Origin of the sequence: Sphaerochaeta sp., assembly GCF_050256055.1 — a bacterium.
Lineage (GTDB): Bacteria > Spirochaetota > Spirochaetia > Sphaerochaetales > Sphaerochaetaceae > Sphaerochaeta.
On sequence record NZ_JBFWIJ010000007.1, the window covers coordinates 18,033 to 35,328 of the forward strand.

At 52.2% G+C, this 17,296-nt stretch carries 17 protein-coding genes; 4 read left to right on the forward strand and 13 right to left on the reverse strand.

The window, feature by feature from the left end:
* The first annotated feature begins 49 nt into the window (after positions 1–49).
* Complete coding sequence (locus AB7C91_RS04240) at positions 50–724, forward strand: hypothetical protein (protein WP_332446295.1); 675 nt, start codon at positions 50–52, stop codon at positions 722–724.
* On the opposite strand, the gene AB7C91_RS04245 is transcribed toward AB7C91_RS04240, so the two are convergent.
* From AB7C91_RS04245 to AB7C91_RS04260, 4 genes are all read right to left on the reverse strand, one after another.
* On the reverse strand, positions 693–1,124 hold the full coding sequence (locus AB7C91_RS04245) for a hypothetical protein (protein WP_332446296.1): 432 nt from the start codon (positions 1,122–1,124) through the stop codon (positions 693–695). The two genes, AB7C91_RS04240 and AB7C91_RS04245, sit on opposite strands and share 32 nt — an antisense overlap.
* A gap of 41 nt (positions 1,125–1,165) precedes the next feature.
* Positions 1,166–2,095, reverse strand: coding sequence for a cysteine synthase A (cysK, locus tag AB7C91_RS04250; RefSeq protein WP_332446297.1), 930 nt, complete (start codon positions 2,093–2,095; stop codon positions 1,166–1,168).
* A 90-nt stretch (positions 2,096–2,185) separates the two neighbouring features.
* Positions 2,186–2,602: an Rrf2 family transcriptional regulator gene (locus AB7C91_RS04255; RefSeq protein ID WP_332446298.1), complete on the reverse strand. Its 417-nt coding sequence runs from the start codon at positions 2,600–2,602 to the stop codon at positions 2,186–2,188.
* Positions 2,599–3,006, reverse strand: coding sequence for an Rrf2 family transcriptional regulator (locus AB7C91_RS04260; RefSeq protein ID WP_332446299.1), 408 nt, complete (start codon positions 3,004–3,006; stop codon positions 2,599–2,601). The genes AB7C91_RS04255 and AB7C91_RS04260 overlap by 4 nt, the downstream gene beginning before the upstream one ends.
* Positions 3,007–3,164: 158 nt before the next feature.
* Here AB7C91_RS04260 and AB7C91_RS04265 point away from each other — a divergent pair, with 158 nt between their 5' ends.
* Positions 3,165–4,208: an AbrB family transcriptional regulator gene (locus AB7C91_RS04265; protein WP_332446300.1), complete on the forward strand. Its 1,044-nt coding sequence runs from the start codon at positions 3,165–3,167 to the stop codon at positions 4,206–4,208.
* Here AB7C91_RS04265 and AB7C91_RS04270 read toward each other — a convergent pair whose 3' ends face one another.
* The 7 genes from AB7C91_RS04270 to AB7C91_RS04300 all read right to left on the reverse strand — a co-directional run bounded on the left by AB7C91_RS04270 (position 4,209) and on the right by AB7C91_RS04300 (position 12,368).
* Complete coding sequence (locus AB7C91_RS04270; RefSeq protein WP_332446301.1) at positions 4,209–5,726, reverse strand: DUF1846 domain-containing protein; 1,518 nt, start codon at positions 5,724–5,726, stop codon at positions 4,209–4,211.
* Between the two features lie 5 nt (positions 5,727–5,731).
* Positions 5,732–6,283, reverse strand: a complete 552-nt coding sequence (locus tag AB7C91_RS04275; protein ID WP_332446302.1) for a DJ-1 family glyoxalase III — start codon at positions 6,281–6,283, stop codon at positions 5,732–5,734.
* A gap of 14 nt (positions 6,284–6,297) precedes the next feature.
* Positions 6,298–7,374 carry a 3-deoxy-7-phosphoheptulonate synthase gene (locus AB7C91_RS04280; protein ID WP_332446303.1) on the reverse strand — a complete coding sequence of 359 codons (1,077 nt, stop codon included), beginning with the start codon at positions 7,372–7,374 and terminating at the stop codon, positions 6,298–6,300.
* Between the two features lie 43 nt (positions 7,375–7,417).
* The gene (locus tag AB7C91_RS04285) at positions 7,418–9,244 is read right to left on the reverse strand and encodes an AMP-binding protein (RefSeq protein ID WP_428589433.1); all 1,827 of its coding nucleotides are present in this window, start codon (positions 9,242–9,244) and stop codon (positions 7,418–7,420) included.
* On the reverse strand, positions 9,241–10,014 hold the full coding sequence (locus tag AB7C91_RS04290) for an MBL fold metallo-hydrolase (protein ID WP_332446305.1): 774 nt from the start codon (positions 10,012–10,014) through the stop codon (positions 9,241–9,243). The genes AB7C91_RS04285 and AB7C91_RS04290 overlap by 4 nt, the downstream gene beginning before the upstream one ends.
* Entirely contained in the window at positions 10,014–10,349 is a 336-nt protein-coding gene (locus AB7C91_RS04295; RefSeq protein ID WP_428589436.1) for an arsenate reductase family protein, read from the reverse strand. The genes AB7C91_RS04290 and AB7C91_RS04295 overlap by 1 nt, the downstream gene beginning before the upstream one ends.
* Before the next feature lie 99 nt (positions 10,350–10,448).
* The gene (locus AB7C91_RS04300; RefSeq protein ID WP_428589439.1) at positions 10,449–12,368 is read right to left on the reverse strand and encodes an AMP-dependent synthetase/ligase; all 1,920 of its coding nucleotides are present in this window, start codon (positions 12,366–12,368) and stop codon (positions 10,449–10,451) included.
* 251 nt (positions 12,369–12,619) lie between these two features.
* On the opposite strand from AB7C91_RS04300, the gene asnS reads away from it, so the two are divergent.
* Together asnS and AB7C91_RS04310 are read left to right on the forward strand one after the other, a co-directional pair.
* Positions 12,620–14,008 carry an asparagine--tRNA ligase gene (asnS, locus tag AB7C91_RS04305; protein ID WP_332446308.1) on the forward strand — a complete coding sequence of 463 codons (1,389 nt, stop codon included), beginning with the start codon at positions 12,620–12,622 and terminating at the stop codon, positions 14,006–14,008.
* 96 nt (positions 14,009–14,104) lie between these two features.
* Positions 14,105–16,162, forward strand: a complete 2,058-nt coding sequence (locus AB7C91_RS04310) for a sodium-translocating pyrophosphatase (protein WP_428589443.1) — start codon at positions 14,105–14,107, stop codon at positions 16,160–16,162.
* Between the two features lie 6 nt (positions 16,163–16,168).
* On the opposite strand, the gene AB7C91_RS04315 is transcribed toward AB7C91_RS04310, so the two are convergent.
* A complete protein-coding gene (locus AB7C91_RS04315) occupies positions 16,169–16,729 on the reverse strand; it encodes a response regulator transcription factor (protein ID WP_428589446.1) in 561 nt (186 codons plus the stop codon).
* Positions 16,730–16,748: 19 nt separating this feature from the next.
* The gene (locus AB7C91_RS04320; protein ID WP_332446311.1) at positions 16,749–17,294 is read right to left on the reverse strand and encodes a YaiI/YqxD family protein; all 546 of its coding nucleotides are present in this window, start codon (positions 17,292–17,294) and stop codon (positions 16,749–16,751) included.
* Between the last annotated feature and the right edge of the window lie 2 nt (positions 17,295–17,296).

Genomic DNA, 17,296 nt, shown 5'->3' on the forward strand with positions numbered 1-17,296 from the left:
AAGGTCACTTCTTTTCGCTATTTTCGGCACAATGACGTATACTACCAGCATGAATCAAATCCCATGGAACCAAAGTTGCAGCACCAAAGCCATGCGTGCCCGCTACGCCTTTCTCACTGCAGAGCATCAAAACATCCTTTCCATCCTGGATATTGGACAACTTTCTCTGCTGGGAAACATCGCCTGCCGTTTGTCGCCCACATCCTTTGGATTGCTGTATCCTTTCAGCTTTGCTGATATGTACCTGGAGAATTATCCGCATTTGTCCGACCTTTTCAACGCATTATCCTTCAGCATGCAGTGTCGGATTCTGGATGTCGCCATGCTCTTTGCCCGTAAGGGATCATGCCAAGCTTTGGTCGGCATCGATTATGAGACCGGGACCAGCGGGATACTCGCATTGGCTAAGAATCGTAAGCAACTGTTTGAGCATGCACTTTCATATCTTGCAGATCCGCTTCTCTCCACCATGGTGGACGAGCAGAGTGAACACAATCTGAGCATGATGCTTGCCAAAGCACGACATGCCTTAGGGATGAATGAACTTGAAACACAATCGTTCTGTGTGCTTGAGGTCCCCTGCAGCGAGGAGTTTTTCATCACATGGGTTGGACAATTCCTGCTCGATGCTCCGTATCGATTGCACTGGGGGAAGGAAAAGGATGATTGGGGTCGGAACAAACCCGTCTATCTCACGGGTGCGGACGACATTTCACCGGAATGAATCCATCAAAGAGTACGGTGAAACGGCCATTCTTGCTCGGCAGGGAAATATTCTGCGATTTGGTGTTGATGAACATCAAGGGAGCATAAAACACTTTGGCATCCTCGGTTCGGGCATGCCTGAGTACCTGGGACGCAACTTCTTTGCCAAGCAAAGGGGTCTGTGGATACATGGTCGTACCGACCACGATCCACCATACCTTATCCCCTTGTAGATATGCCTTCAAATGGGGGAATCGGTCGGGATCCCCGCTTTTAAAAACAATCTCAAACTGCTTTTGCTCCAAGGAACGCTGGATATGGTCCACTCCCATAAAATGGAGTGCTTCCTTACTGAGCAATTGATAGGAAGCAGCGGTTCTTGCTGCCTGGACGTTTGGAAGTCGAAACAGCTCTCTCATACTTCATAGTATCACAGAAACCAGTAGGAACAAGAGACTTCCTAGGTTTCGCTGAACAGCCAGGTCGACAGATATCGCTCCCCACTGTCAGGAAGCAATACCACAATGATTTTCCCTTCCCATTCGGGCTTTTTTGCATAGGCGAGTGCGACACTCAAAGCTGCTCCACTGGAAATACCCACAAGCAGGCCTTCCTGCTTGGCTGCCTGCCGTGCAGTTTCTCCGGCAACCGCATCCTCAACGGTACTTACCTCGTCAATGAGGGAACGGTCGAGTGTATTGGGGACGAAACCTGCTCCGATACCTTGGATCTTATGCGGTCCTCCGTGACCTTCACTGAGCACCGGGCTGGTAGCCGGTTCGACGGCAACGATCCGCACCTTCGGATTTTTCTCCTTCAAAAATCGTCCGACTCCACTGATGGTACCGCCGGTGCCCACGCCTGCGATGAAAAGATCGACATCATGACCGGAATCCTCCCAGATCTCAGGTCCGGTGGTACGATAATGGGCATCAGGATTGTCAGGATTCTCAAACTGTGAGGGGATGAAGGAATCTGCAGTCCTGCGGGCAAGCTCTTCCGCTTTCGAGATGGCTCCCTTCATACCGAGCGACCCATCGGTAAGAATCAACTCCGCACCCAAGGCTGCAAGCAGTTTCCTTCGTTCAACACTCATGGTTTCCGGCATGGTGATGATCAGGCGATATCCCTTGACCGCACAAATGTAGGCAAGGCCGACACCGGTGTTCCCGCTGGTGGGTTCGATCACCACCGAGCCTTCCTTGAGCAATCCGCGCTTCTCAGCCCCTTCGATCATGGCCAAGGCCACACGATCCTTCACACTGGAAAGTGGATTGAAACTTTCCATCTTCACAAGGACAGTCGCTCCTCCGGTATTCAGGCGATTGATCCGAATCAACGGGGTCTTTCCGATCAGTTCCGTAATGGATTGGTGTACATGAGAACCCATGTGGTATGCCTCCCTCTTTGCAGGTTATATCCTAGTATTTTTATAGTTTTAATAGTATTTAAGGATGCAATGTTCGTCAAGCCCCCATCCCTAAATTACGTACGTAAACCACTCAGCTTTAGTAACTTCTGCCAGAGTAACGTTTTCAAATACATTTTTTACTTCCAGGTCCAACTTCTGGTAAAAATGAACCCGGATGGTTCTTTCGATGGCACTTTCCTCACCATTCGGTACTTCCTCGAAGGCAATGTTTCCTTCCAAAAGGTTCAGCACTTCATAGATGGTTATGGCCTGGGGATCCTTGCTGAGCAAGTACCCTCCCCCCGAACCCTTGACTGAGAGCAAGAACCCACCTCGAGTCAACAACAAGGCAACCTGCTGGAGATATTTCTCACTGAGATTCTGACGTTTGGCAACCGTGGCAAGGGCGACCGGACCTTCGCTGCCATGCTCTGCTATGTCCACCAACAGCCGCAAGCCGTAGCGACCACGGGTTGAAATTTTCAAATGCCACCCCCTGCTTCTCCTTCGACAAGATGGGAGGCAAGCTCATCAATAGTAACCAGTTTGGAAAAATCCACTACAGCGCTCTGCAAAAGGGCCCAGATCTGGTGGGTCTTGCAAGCATCCGTCTTATGACATTGCTTGCACGGCGCCGGATGAAAATCCCCTTCGCTGGCAGCCAGAACATCATGACAGGTAATTCCCGTTCGAGCAATTTTATAGCCGCCCTGTACGCCGCGTTCAGCTTCCACCAGCTGAGCCCGGCGAAGCGGAATCATCAATTGCTCCAGATACCCACTGGTGATGCCGGTGGCTTCACTGATGCTGCGAATACTACAATGTTCCCTGCAGGTAGCCAGATAGACCATCGTTTGCAGGGAATACCTTCCTTTAGTCGATAATTTCATATCTAGAAGGTACCAAGAGCCCGTCAATGCGTCAAGCATTTGAACACGTACATAATTGTATACAAAACGATATCATCGACCGCGTTTGTATGGTATACTCGCATACATCTCAGGGCATACTGCTTCTCCTGATACCAACGTTTGCAAGGATTATTCATATGACAGTGCTGTTTTTGGTTCTCCTCCATCTCATCGGGGCTGCAGGAGGTTTGTTGCTCAAACGATTACGAATTCCTGCAGGTGCCTTGATCGGAGCGCTGATTGCGGTCATGCTGTTCAATACGTTCAGTGTAAAAACGGTGGTGTACCCACTCAATCTCAGAATATTCGTGCAGATGCTCTCAGGGATGGTAATCGGTAAGAAATTCAGTAGACGGGATATCAAAACCCTGCATACCATGATTATTCCCGTCGTTGTGTTGATTGTATCGCTGCTGTCAATCAATTTACTATTCGCCTATCTCATGCAGAGGTGGAGCCATTTAAGCTTCATGACATCCTTTTTTGCCTGTGCTCCGGGAGGCGTGAGTGACCTTGCCCTGGTGGCAGCTGACTTTGGGGCGGTCATGGAAGACGTTGCACTGTTGCAGTTGTTTCGATTGATTACCGTCATCCTGATCTTCCCGCCGATGATCAAATCACTGCTGAAAATACCAGCACCTACACAACAAACATTGTATACAAAAAACGATCTTTCCCAAAAGAATTCCGTACACCTGTCGGACGTCCTGCTCACACTTCTGTGTGCCGTGGGCGGTGGATTCACGTTTCACCTATTCAATATCCCGGCCGGTCCCATCCTGGGAGCGATCATCGCTGTTGCTACCTTGAATCTCGTGTGTCAGAAGGCTATTTTCCCATCCTCACTCAAAACTTTCGTGCAGATCAGTGCAGGAACCTACATCGGCAGCAGAATCGGGGGACAATCGGCGTTGGGGGTGCAACAACTCATCCTCCCTGCGCTGATTCTGGTTGTGGAATTGTTCTTCATGGCATTTTTCACCGCATTCATCCTGCATGCCGTCAGCGGTATGGATTGGGGTACGGCGTTGTTCAGCGCCACCCCCGGAGGCATTCAGGAAATGGGATTGATCAGTGATGAACTGGGATTGGAAACCCCCAAGATCGTCCTGATGCATACGTTCCGCATCCTGGCCGTCCTGGGGGTTTTGCCGTTGATCGCCGGTCTTTTCGGATCGTGATCAGGCAGGATTATAGAGATTCGAGGTCGGGAACTGGGGTTCACTGGTGACGTTCAGCACCAGTTTGCGCAGGCCCGATGTATCGCCTGCACTGGGGATGTGGGTCATATGCACCTCACAACCATTGAGAAGCGGTAATACCTGAGACGCTTTCTTCGCATCCTCGCTGATGGCACAACTCATCGCAAGACAAATGAGCACCTCATCCAGATTCAGGCTCACTCCCCTGCCCTTGAGCACATCCCGCTTCATCGCCGTCACCGATTGTACGATCGCCGGCGGAATCAAATCCACCTCATGGTCGATGCCGGCAAGCACCTTTACGGCGTTGAGAATCAATGCGGAGGATGCATGGAGCAATGGGGAATTGCACCCGGTTACAATCTGCCCATCGGGCAGTTCGATCGCTGCGGCGCATACAATCCCATTGATACCCTTGTTCCGGGAAATCCCCCGTTCCAAGGCATCCAAGGCTGCAGGGACTACAATCCTATCACTGGGTGAAAGCTTGGCCGCCTCCATGATCGATCGACTTCGTTCTACGGTTTCCTTGTTGCTGATGCCCTGAACATACTCACAGGCGGCACGGTAGTATCGGCGGATAATCTCCTGCTCTCCGGCCTTACGGACGACCGCATCATCAATGATGCCGAAGCCGCAGCGGTTCACCCCCATATCGGTGGGGCTCTTGTACGGGCAATCCTGTCCGGTAATCTTGCTCAAGATCCGGTTGAGCAGTGGATACGCCTCCAAATCACGGGAATAGTTGACTGTTATCTGGTTGTATGCGCTGGCATGGAAGTGATCGATCAAATTCTTGTCACCGATGTCGGCGGTTGCACTCTCATAGGCGATGTTCACCGGATGATCAATCGGGAGGTTCCAGATCGGGAAGGTCTCGAACTTGGAATACCCGCTCCTGCGCCCGCAGCGATAGTCGTGATACATCTGGGAGAGGCAGGTGCCGAGCTTTCCCGAGCCCGGACCGGGAGCGGTGACGATGACCACCGGCCGATCGGTCTCGATATACGGATTCGCCCCGTATCCCTCATCACTGACGATCAGATCGACATCATTGGGATACCCGCGGGTGGAACGGTGGGTATAGACCGTGATGCCCCGTTGTTCAAGAATATTCTTGAAGTGGATCGCCCCCGGTTCCTCGTCGAAGCGGGTGATGACCACCCGGGTGACCTTCAGACCCCACTTTGCGAAGTCGTCGATCATCTTGAATACATCGGTATCATAGGTGATGCCGAAATCGCTGCGCATCTTGCGTCGCTCAATATCCCCGCTATGGATGCAGATGATGACATCGATCTGGTCCTTCAGGGACTGGAACACCCGCATCTTCACATTCGGATCAAAACCGGGAAGTACGCGGGCTGCATGGTAATCGAAGAGAAGCTTTCCCCCGCACTCGAGGTAGAGCTTCCCATCACTCTGTTTCACACGCTCAAGGATGAAATGCCGTTGTTCCTCGAGATACTTTTCATTGTCAAAGCCGATTGCGGGCACGTTTGTCACTCCTCATATTTCACTTGATCAGCAATTTTCTCTGCTGTACTTTCATCGAACAATGTGGCAATGATGGCAAGGGCGAACCGCATCGCACTGCCGGCGGCTTGGGCGGTGATCAGATTTCCGTCGATGATCACCTTGTCCTTACGTAGATGCAGACCGGGGCAATGCTGTTCGGTACCCGGATACCCGGTCACCTTCTTGCCGTCCAACAAGCCGGTCTTTCCCAATACAATGGCGGGAGCAGCACAAATGGCGGCCACTACACCGGATTGTGCGGTTTTGATCGCCATTTCCAGAACCTCGAAGGAAGCGGCAAGATTCTGGGAACCTTGGCCTCCCCCGGGCAAAACCACGCAATCATACGATGCTTTGCGACAGTCTGCAAGCAGTGCATCACAGCCAATCTCCAAACCATGGGAACCTTTCACCATCAACGCATCAAGACCTGCCACCGTGACGTGGGCACCACTGCGCCTGAGCAGGTCAATCGGGGTGATCGCCTCCACTTCCTCAAAACCCTGTGCGAGGATAACCAATACTGAGGGAACCATAGACACCTCCGAAATCAGAGCGGTTGGATACTGCCGCCTTCCAGACGAGCCTTGCGAAGCATTTCGCAAGCATGCAGCAAAATACGTTCGGTCTCCTCCCAACCGATGCAGGCATCGGTAACCGAAACGCCATACTTCAATTCGGAAAGATTGGAAGGAATCTTTTGACAACCCGGATTCAAGTTGCTTTCCAACATGAATCCACGAATGGCCTTTTCCCCCCAACTGACCTGGTCGATGACCGAGCGGAGAACCCGCTTCTGTCGGTCGTAATTTTTACGGGAATTTGCATGGCTGCAATCGATGATGATGGCAGGATTCACGCCTTCCCGCTCCATGAGAAGTCTTGCAGCCTCCACATCATCCTCGTAGTAGTTGGGACTTTGATCCCCTCCCCGAAGAATCAGGTGGCAACAATCATTGCCGGTAGTCCTGAAAATGGCACTGGCCCCCTTCCCATCCATACCGATGAAGGAGGCGGGTTGCGTTGCACTCTTGATCGCATTCACGGCATTGATCAGTTCACCGCTGGTGCTGTTCTTGAATCCTACGGCGACACTCAAGCCACTGGCAAGATTCCGGTGAATCTGGCTTTCGGTCGTACGGGCACCGATGGATGACCAGCTCATCAATTCATCAATATATTGGGGAATGATTGGATCGAGTACTTCACAACCGACCGGAAGCCCCAGCTGGATGATCTGTAGCAACAGCGATCTTGCCAAGGTGATCCCTCCGCCGATATCGTAGCTGCCATCCATATTCGGATCAAGGATCAAGCCCTTCCAACCGCCGACGGTCCTCGGCTTTTCAAAATACGTGCGCATCACCACAAAGAACTCATCCGCAACCTGTTCGGCGAGAACCTTCAGCCGTTTTGCATACGCAAGCGCCGCATTGGGGTCATGAAGTGAGCAGGGACCTACAATTGCAAGCAATCTTCGGTCCCTCCCCTGGATGATATCGTTGACGGTCTGTCTGGTCTGTCGGATGAAAGCACCTGTTTGGGCATCCACCGGGAACATCGCCACCAACTCGTCGGGAGTTGCGAGCGATTCAATTGATCGAATTCTGATATCTACGTTTGCCATGGTGTTTCCTTTCCGAAGATATACCACACACTAGCCTTGGACCTCAAGGCTTGTGTTGCTCCTTGGAATGGTCGTCCTTCAAGCGGGAATAGAGAAACCGTTTTATTTTCTGCGTAGGAGTGCGCTGGAACGGTTCTTCCTGCAACTCCACACTGCTCAGTCTGCTGAATGCACTCAGTTCCTTGTTCACATCCTCGCGGATCTTGGCGATGTACTTGGTCGCCTCAATCTTGGCATCGTTGACATTCAATGCCATTTTTTGGGCGAACGAATCCAGATCAATCTTGATGAGGGCGATCAAACCACCACTTTCGGGAACCACCAAGGATTCGGTGACAAAGCTCTGATTATTGATCACAGCCTCGATCAACTCCGGATAAATATTTTCCCCTCCGCTTCCCAGAATCATGGTCTTGGTGCGTCCCTTGATTGAGAGCCGCCCCTGTTTGTCCAAATGACCCAAATCACCGGTACGAAAAAATCCATCCTCGGTGAAGGCTGCCGCGTTGAGATCAGGGTTGTCATAATAGCCCAGCATTACATTCGGGCCTTTGACCAGAATCTCACCCACCCCGGTCGTTGGATCCTGATCCTCAAGTCGTACCTGGACATGTTCGACGATTTTCCCGATGGTACCCACCACATGACGATTGGGCAGCCCACCGGCAATCAAGGGAGAGGTCTCTGTCAAGCCATAGCCGATTGAATACGGGAAGTTGGCAGTAGCGAGGAACTGTTCGACCTCCCGGTCCAACGGGGCTCCTCCAATGCCGAAAAATTTGAGCTTGCCGCCGAAGGTCACCTTGAGCTTGCGACCGATCGTCCGGTAGATGAAACGACGGGTCAAGGGGAATTTCAACCAACGCTTCAGATGTTCATTGTCCCGGAGGACCGGGAGCACCGAGGCACGATACACCTTCTCGATGAGCAGGGGAACCGTCATGACGATGCGCGGCCTCACCTCCTTCAGTGCGGGAAGCAGTACCGAGGGGGCGGGAGCTTTGCCGAGGTACACGATCTCACAACCACAGAGCAATTCAAGAATCTGACCGGTGGTGAATTCATAGACATGGCTGATCGGCAAGATGGAAAGCACGCGGTCCCCGGGTTTCAGATGTACATAGACATCGGTGGAAATATCGGCATTCCACACCAGATTCTTATGCGTGAGCATCACACCCTTACTGTTTCCGGTCGTCCCGCTGGTATAGATCAGACTGGCAAGGTCATCTTCGTTTGCCAAGGAGGAAGCACGCAGTTGCTGGGCTTTCTTGTCAAGCTTTCTTCTGGTCAAATCACGTCCCGGCGCACTGGAAAACTGGGTTTTGTCCGTCAACTCCTTGCAGATCGGTTCAGGTATATGGAACAAATCCTCCAAGCGCACCAAGAATGAAGGGTGTTGCTGGACAAACGGCAATACCTTCTCGAAGTGCTTGGTATTGACCACCACACCCTTGGCCTTGGAATGTTCGAGGATCTGACAGGCTTCCTTGGTGGAGAAGTCGGGAAGAATGGGCACCGCCACACATCCGACACTGGTGATGCCGAAATAGGCGATAAGCCAAGTGGGGCAACTCTCCCCCATCACGGCAATCCGATCGCCTCGGACAAAGCCATGCTCAAGCAGAAACACACCAATCGCGTCCTTCATCGCCTTGAGCTGACCGTAGGTGATTTCACTGTCCTCTTCCCCATATACGCGCAGCGCGATGCGAGAGGCATTCCTGGAGGCCGTACTTTCCACTACCGACTCCATGGTGTAACCGGTGACCGATTTCATCTTCAAGCCGTCATCACGCTTGAGTTGCTTGATGCGTTTCAACGTCCAGATGTTTGCCTTATCGATCTTCTTTTTTGCTTTTTTACTCATACAAGCTCCCCCCACTGCCCATAGCATTGGTTCTTTCGACACACGGTGAACGGTAATTGGGTAACCGCGTGTGCCGCTTCTTCCAACAGAGTGGGATCATTATTGATATCAGACAGATGAATGAAATAGACATGGTTGCCGCGAAAGCCACTCTCCTGGAGAAAGGAAAGCGCCTGCTCATTGGACAAATGGCCGAAACGGCCGTCTATCCTTCGTTTCAAATAGGCTGGGTATGGACCGTTTTTCAGCATCTTCGGATCATAGTTGGCTTCAAGGAACAAGACCGAAGCCTGGCAAGCAAGTTGTTTCTGCTCTTCTGAGGTGATTCCGGTATCGGTGAGCACCATCAGTTGCTCACCCGCATAGGTCACATACCACCCTACGGAACCGGTACTATCATGACTGGTTCCAAAACAAAAGAGGGAAAATGGACCGACCGACACCACTTCGAACGGGGTGACGGGCATTAGCCTTCCCTCGGGAATTCCAAGCTTTTGCACCAATGCCTGTTGTGTGCATACCGCTTCAGAAGAGAAATAGACCGGGATGGAAAGCTTTCGGCACAAAACCCCAACCCCCCGTACATGGTCGGGATGCAGATGGGTTACGCAAACAGCCTGAATCGACTGCAATGGGATGGAGAATGCAGCAAGACGGCGCGTCAATTCAGCTACGCTGTAGCCTTGGTCGATGAGCAGGGAAACCTGACCATCGGAAAAAACATAGCTGTTCCCGCTTGAGCCACTGCCCAAAACAGCATACTGCAACATCAGTTCGTTCCCCAGGAAGTCAGGATGTCGACAGAAAACCCGACATGCACCCTTCCCTTTGAGCGAAGAATGGGAGTTTTCAGAAGCTGGGGATGTTCCTTCAGCTCCTCTTGCGGATCGAATTCCCGAAAGGCATATCCTTCTTTGGTATAATACGAACTTTGGCTGTCAATAAGTGAAAGCGGTTCATATCCCTGAAAAATGGAACGCCATTCCCCTTCAGAGAGTGCACGTTCCGTCAGGTCGACGAATTGGTATTCGAGTCTCTGTTCCTTGCACGTGCGAATGGCTTTCGCAGTCTCTTTGCATTTCTTGGTACCGATGATCTGTATCATTGCATCCCCTGGTACGATTGTCTGTCTCCATACTATAAGAGCCGGACGAAAAATGCAAGAAAGCTGACAGTGCCTGCCAAGGTGTCACACAAAGCGATATCAACTAACGAACAAATCCTCGATTTCCTGTTCATACATACGATTGATCTCGAATCGTTTCAATTCCTGTTTTGCACTCAATTCCCTTCCCACCTCGAACGACTTGGTCAGTAACTTGAACCGAACGATATGTTCGAAGTTCTTGAATCCATGCTTGCTGTTGATCATTTCCGCAATGGCATGTTCGATCAAGGTTTTCACCTCCTGCATGGATGTCAACTTCTCTGTAATATAGGGAATCTGTTTCTCTTTCAGATATTCCTCGATCCGTTTGAGGTTCGGAACGATCAAGGCCCCCAAATACCGCTTGTCCTGGCCCAGGACGATTGCCTGCTCGATGAACTCGCTTTCACAAAGCTTGGCTTCGATGGGCACCGGCTCAAGATTTTCCCCACCGCTGAGGACGATCGTATCTTTGGCACGTCCGCAGAGTGCAAACTGCCCGTGGTGTGTCCACATCCCCAAATCGCCGGTATCGAGCCAAAGATCCTTGCTCAGAACACGGTCGGTCAGATCCTGCCGCTTGAAATACCCTTTCATCACCTGCGGACCGCGAACCATGACCACTCCCTTCTGCCCGGGTTTTGCATCATTGCCGGCTTCATCAATAATCCTGACTTCAGTCCCCTCGAGCGGGGTGACGGTGCGCTTCACCCCGTGCTGCAGCGGCCTTACGGCAACCACCGGGGCACTCTCGGTCAATCCATAGCCATCAAGCAGCTTGATGCCGATCGATGCGAAGAACAAATCGACGCTTTCGCTCAAGGAACCTCCCCCGCTGACCCCGGCGATGAAATTCGTCCCCAATTTTTGTTTCACTTTTCCAAACACCAAATGGTCACCCAATTTGTAAAATGGGGTGAGCAGGATGACCGGAAGGAAAGAACGCAGTACATCTAAGAAGCGGCTTCGCCTCTTGAAGGTGGCGATTTCACCGGTCAACAGGTCATGGTTATGGCTGTAAGCACCTGCAACCTTGACAAAAAAGGAAAACAACGCCTTCTCGATCGGTTTCTTGTTCTTCAAACTGGCAAACACCCCGGCTTTGACGGCTTCCCAGATACGGGGAACCGAACCCATGAAATGCGGGTTGACGACCGAAAGATCGGCCAACAGAATGGAACCAAGCGGTTTGGAATACGCTACCGTCGAGGCATTGCTGATGATCACATACTGGAGGATGCGCTCAAAGGAGTGCCAGACCGGCAGGACACTGAGCCAGCGTTGCCCGGGGGCAAGCTCGGTTATGAGTCTGGGGACGGCTTCCAACTGATAGGCAAAATTCGCATGGGTAAGCATCACACCCTTCGGATCACCGGTAGTACCGCTGGTAAAGATGATGGTGGCCGTTTCGTCGACCGTGCCGCTTTCGCGAATGTTCTCCAGCTGAAGCGCAACCGACCGATCATTGAGCAGGGCCCGCCCTTCGGTAATCAAATCCTGGTACAACAGGACCTGTACTCCCTCTCTTACCACCACTTGGTTTTTCTGCTCCTCGGTGAAAGAACGGTCCATGACGATCAAGTGCTTGAGAGCAGGAAGCTTGTCCAGGAGATTGACGATTTTGCGAAGCTGTACAGCATTTTCAACAAAGCAGAATGAAGCTTCGGTAACCGAGAGAATGAAGCTGATCTCGTACGGCATTGCATCCCTTCCGCGGGGCACATCCGCCGCTCCCAACGTAAGGATGGCAAGATCGGAGGCAAGCCACTCAGTGCGATTGTCGCTGATCAAGCCCACCAAGTCCCCTCGCTTGATCCCTCGGTTGGACAGGGAGGCTGCAAGGCTGTTCACCTCACTGAAGAGTTCTGAATAGGATACAGAAGTGAATACACCCTGTGCATCCTTCGTCATCTGGACTGTATATGCTGGATACCGGGAAACGACTTGGGCAAATAGCTGGGGGATGGTTTTATACATCTTGGCCTCCGTGTTTAGTACACTATTTTTATATACATATTTTCACTATTTGTCAATCTGTCAAAATAACCACATCTTCCTACTTTTTTCTTTGTATTGCCAAAATCTAGGGAACAGAACAAAACTCACCAAGCCTCACGTGGATCAACGAGGGGCAACAATCTGCGAATACCTGCAAATTGTTCGTAAATATTGACTCTGCACGGCCAAAGGAATCATAATGGCGCAATACCATAAGGAGTCATGATCCCATGAAAGAACGAATTTCCGACCTGCTCAAGAGAACTCCCTCAGATCAAATCATCAGCGCTGAAGGATGGGTACGTACCAAGCGTGACAGCAAAACCGTATGTTTCCTTGAGGTGAATGACGGATCGTGCCTGAAGGGATTGCAGGTGGTCATCGACAAGGAAAAACTGGCTGACCAAACCATACTCAACGCCATCACCACCGGTTGCTCGGTTGTCTGCAGAGGCCCGATCGTGCAAAGCAGCGGCGGCAACCAGGATGTCGAGCTCTCGTGCTCCGATCTTACCTTGGTAGGGGAATGCCCGGTGGACACCTACCCGTTGCAGAAAAAGCGGCATACGGTCGAGTATCTGCGGGAAATTTCCCATCTCAGGGCAAGAACCAACATGTTCGGTGCAGTCGCACGGGTCCGCAATACCCTCAGTTTCGCCGTACATCAGTTCTTTCAGGAACGGGGTTTTCTGTATGTGAACACACCGATCATCAGTGCCAGTGACGCTGAAGGGGCCGGCGAGCAATTTTTGGTCACTACCTTGGATCTGAACAATCCTCCCAAGGACGAACAAGGCCGGATTGATTACTCCAAGGACTTTTTCGGGCGCCAATCCTTCTTGACGGTCAGCGGTCAGCTTGAAGGCGAAACCTACGCCATGGCCATGAAGAACATCTACACCTTCGGGCCCACGTTCCGTGCAGAGAATTCCAATACCAAACGGCATCTGGCGGAATTCTGGATGGTGGAACCGGAAATGGCGTTCTGCGACATTCAGGGAAACATGGAAGTAGCCGAGGATTTCTTGAAATACTTGTTCCGCAATGTACTGGAGAAATGTCCGGACGACATGGCCTTCTTCAGCAAATTCGTCGAGTCGGGAATGATGGAAACCTTGCAGCAAATCGTGGAAAGCCCCTTTGCCCACCTGACCTACACTGATGCGGTCAAGGAACTGGAAAAGCATAATTCTGCATTTGATTTCCCCGTCTCCTGGGGCAGCGACCTGCAGAGCGAACACGAAAAATACCTTACCGAGGTGGTGTGCAAACGACCGGTCATCGTCACCGATTATCCGAAGGAAATCAAGGCGTTCTACATGAAGCTCAACGATGACGGGAAAACCGTCCGCGGGATGGATGTCTTGGTTCCCAGATTGGGGGAAATCATCGGTGGCAGCGAACGCGAGTCCAACCTCGACACCTTGGTCAGACGGATGCAGCAACTCAAACTCAATCCGGAGGACTACTGGTGGTATCTGGATCTGAGACGGTTCGGCTCGGTACCCCATGCCGGTTTCGGGCTCGGTTTCGAACGGGTGGTCCAGTACGTGACCGGAATGGCGAACATCAGGGATGTCATCCCGTATCCCCGGGCACCGAAACTCGCAGATTTCTAACCATACGGCAGTGGCTGATCCCACTGCCTTTTTCATGCCTTCCAAGAACTTGACAACTGCGCCCGGCGGGTCAAAACTAGATAGGGAGGCATAGGTATGGCCATTCTTATCGGCATTGTCCTCATCTCTGTCTCAGGCTTTGTTGTATCGCTTGCATTGTACCGATGGATCGTCCGTCTTCCCCAACCCTCACCATCTTTGACGAGGATTTCCACCCTGATCAAGGATGGAGCAAACGTCTTTCTGTTTCGGGAAGCCAAGTATCTCACCCGATTCTGCCTTTCGGCGGCGCTCTGTATCCTGTTGCTGCTGCCTCGCCCACTCTTTCTTGATCCAAGCATCGAGAACCTGTACATCGCAGCAGCCTACCTCTTCGGAACAGTCCTCAGCGCACTGTGTGCGGTGCTTGGCATGCAGGCGGCAACCATAGCAAATGCCAAGACCGCTGATCGGGCACGCCAAAGTCTTGCCTCAGCATTCCTCTGTTCATTCAGGGGAGGGTCGGTCATGGGAATCTTTGTGGTGTGCACCAGTCTCTCGGGCATCACCCTGCTGTTCTTCTTCACCGATGACACTTCCTACCTGCTCGCATTCAGCTTCGGAGCAAGCAGTCTGGCTCTCTTTGCGAAGGCCGGCGGCGGCATCTTCACCAAAACCGCAGATATCAGTGCCGATCTCGTCGGAAAGGTCGAGCTGGGAATGGCCGAAGACGATTACCGCAACCCCGCAGTCATTGCCGATAATGTCGGAGATAATGTCGGGGACGTCGCAGGCATGGGCAGCGATCTGTTCGATTCCTATGTAGCCGCTTTGGTGGCCAGTCTGGTCATCGCCCTTTCCTTGGACGCTTCGTATGCCTATCTCGTCCTCTCCTATAGTGCCGTGGGTACCTTCGCCACCATCCTCATGGTCGGCAGTGTTCGCCTAAAGGAGGGCAAGTCGGTCACCTCAGCCCTGAATCGCAGTACCTACGGGACCAGCCTGCTTTCCCTGTTAGGATTCGCATTGGTCACCTATCTGTTGGATGCACCGCTGGCTTTGCTGTTCTGCACCGTGTTGGGATTGGGAGTCGGCTCAGTGATCGGCATCGTTACCAACCACTTCACTGATGACACGCACGCACCGGTACGGCGCGTAGCCGCTTCAGGGAAGAAAGGTCCTGCATTCAGCGTGTTGGGAGGATTCTCCTACGGTTTGTTGAGCACGTTTCCCGCTTTGGTGGGCATCGCTCTGTGTACCCTGCTTTCCTATCGACTTGCAGCCCCTTTGGGAACGGGCATGGGATTCTTCGGCGTTTCCCTTTCTTCGGTAGGGATGCTCAGCATCGTAGGGATGGTGGTTTCCAACGATGCCTACGGCCCGATAGTGGACAATGCCCGCGGACTTGCCCAGATGTGCAGCCTGGGTGAAGAAACATTGGCCCGTACCGATGCCTTGGATAGTGCAGGCAATACGGTAAAGGCAATTACCAAAGGGTTTGCCATTGCCTCGGCAGGTCTTGCTGTCATATCCTTGCTCGGCGCCTTTCTCGCGCAAATCGGAATGGAAGCGGCTCGTTTGGGCCTTTCAGCCGTACAGATTCTCGATGCATTGTCCCCTTCGTTCCTGTTCGGTCTTTTGGTAGGCATCGGCGTTCCTGCGGTGTTCAGCGCACTGCTCATCCAAGCGGTGCAGGACAATGCCTGCCTGATGGTGGAGGAAATACACCATCAATTCGAGACGATCGAGGGACTGAAGGAAGGTAAAGCGGGGGTTCTCCCCAAATATGATACATGTATCGATCTCGCCACCAAAGCAGCCCTGCATCGCTTGATCCCTGCCGGTCTGTTCACCATCTTGATGACCTTGGTGGTAGGATTTTTTGGAGGATATGTTGCGGTATCGGGCTTCATCATCGGCAATATTGCCTGCGGCTTGTTACTGGCCTTGCTCATGTCCAATACCGGCGGGCTGTGGGATAATGCCAAGAAGTGGGTGGAAGCCGGCAACGAGGGAGGAAAACATTCCGACGCCCATCAAGCTGCGGTCATCAGCGATACCATCGGCGATCCTTTCAAGGATACAGCGGGGCCTTCCTTGAACACCCAGATTACATTGGTCACCTTGGTCTCTTCCCTTTTCGCCTCCCTCTTTCTCCGATACTCCCTGTTCTGAAAACCATTACCCTGAAAGTTGCGTGAGCATTGCCCATACCACCAACTGGCTGGAGGAATGCACGCCGCTTTTCATGAACATATGTTTCTTGTGGGCGATGACAGTAGTCACACTGATGCCCAAAGCCGAAGCTATTTGCTGGTTGTCCTGTCCGCTGATCAACAATTCGATCACCTCTTTTTCCCGTCTGGTCAGATACACCGAATGCTCGGCCGTCGTCTCGGTGCGGACCCGTTCATGCAACAAGTAATCCAGTGCATGTTCCAACACCCGAGCTGAGCTTTCCAGACTGCATACCCTACAGGAGGCGTCCTCAAGCAATGACATCATGGAGGCAAGATTCACCGGACAGAGTACGAGCAGGTTGCCCATCCGCCTCGTTTGTTTGAGCCGAAAGGCGCTGGGAAGATCGCGGCAGTAGCAAATTGCCAATCCAGCTTCCTCGGCCTGCCACGCAGCATCCAGACGGCATGTTTGCAGCTCGAGATACGGAAGAACCGAGAGCCGGGAGAGTACCCGTTCCCGCTCCAACGTGTTTCTATACAGAACCAATGCAGTGTGTCTCATCACCTGCTAAGCAATTCTCTCAGCCGTATTGCTTCAGCAGTGAGGTTAAGAGCGTATCGAACGCATCACTGAATGCCTTGATTTGTTTGGGTCCTACTTTGGCATGTTTCTCCGCAAAGACCCCCATCTCCCTGAATTCCTTCATGGCATTACGGATCGAAAGCCGCTGCGCCATATTCTCCTTGGTGAATGTGTTGCCACGATCATCCAACACGGTGATGCCTTGTTCGACCAGACGATCGGCAAGTGGAATGTCATGGGTGATGGCGAATGCAGGGGCTGTACAGTGTTCGGCGATCCAATCGTCGGCACTGTCCATGCCTGGAGCGACCACTACCATGCACAGCCGGCTCTTGATCGCACGCAGGTTGTCATCACCGGCCTCAATCCGAGCCCTTGCTGCTTCGCGCAGTTGCTTTGTATGGTCCTGATACGCCTTCTGGACGTCCTTGAGGGGACGGTCGGCGACAAAATACGAGGGAAGGTTGTGCCGCATCACTGCCTTGAGGATGATCGAACGGATATTGGTGGGACAGGAGTCGGCGTCTACATATACAGTCAACATAG

What these genes read in the sequence shown, in the direction of transcription:
- AB7C91_RS04240 (WP_332446295.1), top strand. Translation starts at nt 50, where the DNA reads ATGAATCAAATCCCATGGAACCAAAGTTGCAGCACCAAAGCCATGCGT.
- AB7C91_RS04245 (WP_332446296.1), bottom strand. Translation starts at nt 1,124, where the DNA reads ATGAGAGAGCTGTTTCGACTTCCAAACGTCCAGGCAGCAAGAACCGCT.
- cysK (WP_332446297.1), bottom strand. Translation starts at nt 2,095, where the DNA reads ATGGGTTCTCATGTACACCAATCCATTACGGAACTGATCGGAAAGACC.
- AB7C91_RS04260 (WP_332446299.1), bottom strand. Translation starts at nt 3,006, where the DNA reads ATGAAATTATCGACTAAAGGAAGGTATTCCCTGCAAACGATGGTCTAT.
- AB7C91_RS04265 (WP_332446300.1), top strand. Translation starts at nt 3,165, where the DNA reads ATGACAGTGCTGTTTTTGGTTCTCCTCCATCTCATCGGGGCTGCAGGA.
- AB7C91_RS04275 (WP_332446302.1), bottom strand. Translation starts at nt 6,283, where the DNA reads ATGGTTCCCTCAGTATTGGTTATCCTCGCACAGGGTTTTGAGGAAGTG.
- AB7C91_RS04280 (WP_332446303.1), bottom strand. Translation starts at nt 7,374, where the DNA reads ATGGCAAACGTAGATATCAGAATTCGATCAATTGAATCGCTCGCAACT.
- AB7C91_RS04285 (WP_428589433.1), bottom strand. Translation starts at nt 9,244, where the DNA reads ATGAGTAAAAAAGCAAAAAAGAAGATCGATAAGGCAAACATCTGGACG.
- AB7C91_RS04290 (WP_332446305.1), bottom strand. Translation starts at nt 10,014, where the DNA reads ATGTTGCAGTATGCTGTTTTGGGCAGTGGCTCAAGCGGGAACAGCTAT.
- AB7C91_RS04295 (WP_428589436.1), bottom strand. Translation starts at nt 10,349, where the DNA reads ATGATACAGATCATCGGTACCAAGAAATGCAAAGAGACTGCGAAAGCC.
- AB7C91_RS04300 (WP_428589439.1), bottom strand. Translation starts at nt 12,368, where the DNA reads ATGTATAAAACCATCCCCCAGCTATTTGCCCAAGTCGTTTCCCGGTAT.
- asnS (WP_332446308.1), top strand. Translation starts at nt 12,620, where the DNA reads ATGAAAGAACGAATTTCCGACCTGCTCAAGAGAACTCCCTCAGATCAA.
- AB7C91_RS04310 (WP_428589443.1), top strand. Translation starts at nt 14,105, where the DNA reads ATGGCCATTCTTATCGGCATTGTCCTCATCTCTGTCTCAGGCTTTGTT.
- AB7C91_RS04315 (WP_428589446.1), bottom strand. Translation starts at nt 16,729, where the DNA reads ATGAGACACACTGCATTGGTTCTGTATAGAAACACGTTGGAGCGGGAA.
- AB7C91_RS04320 (WP_332446311.1), bottom strand. Translation starts at nt 17,294, where the DNA reads ATGTTGACTGTATATGTAGACGCCGACTCCTGTCCCACCAATATCCGT.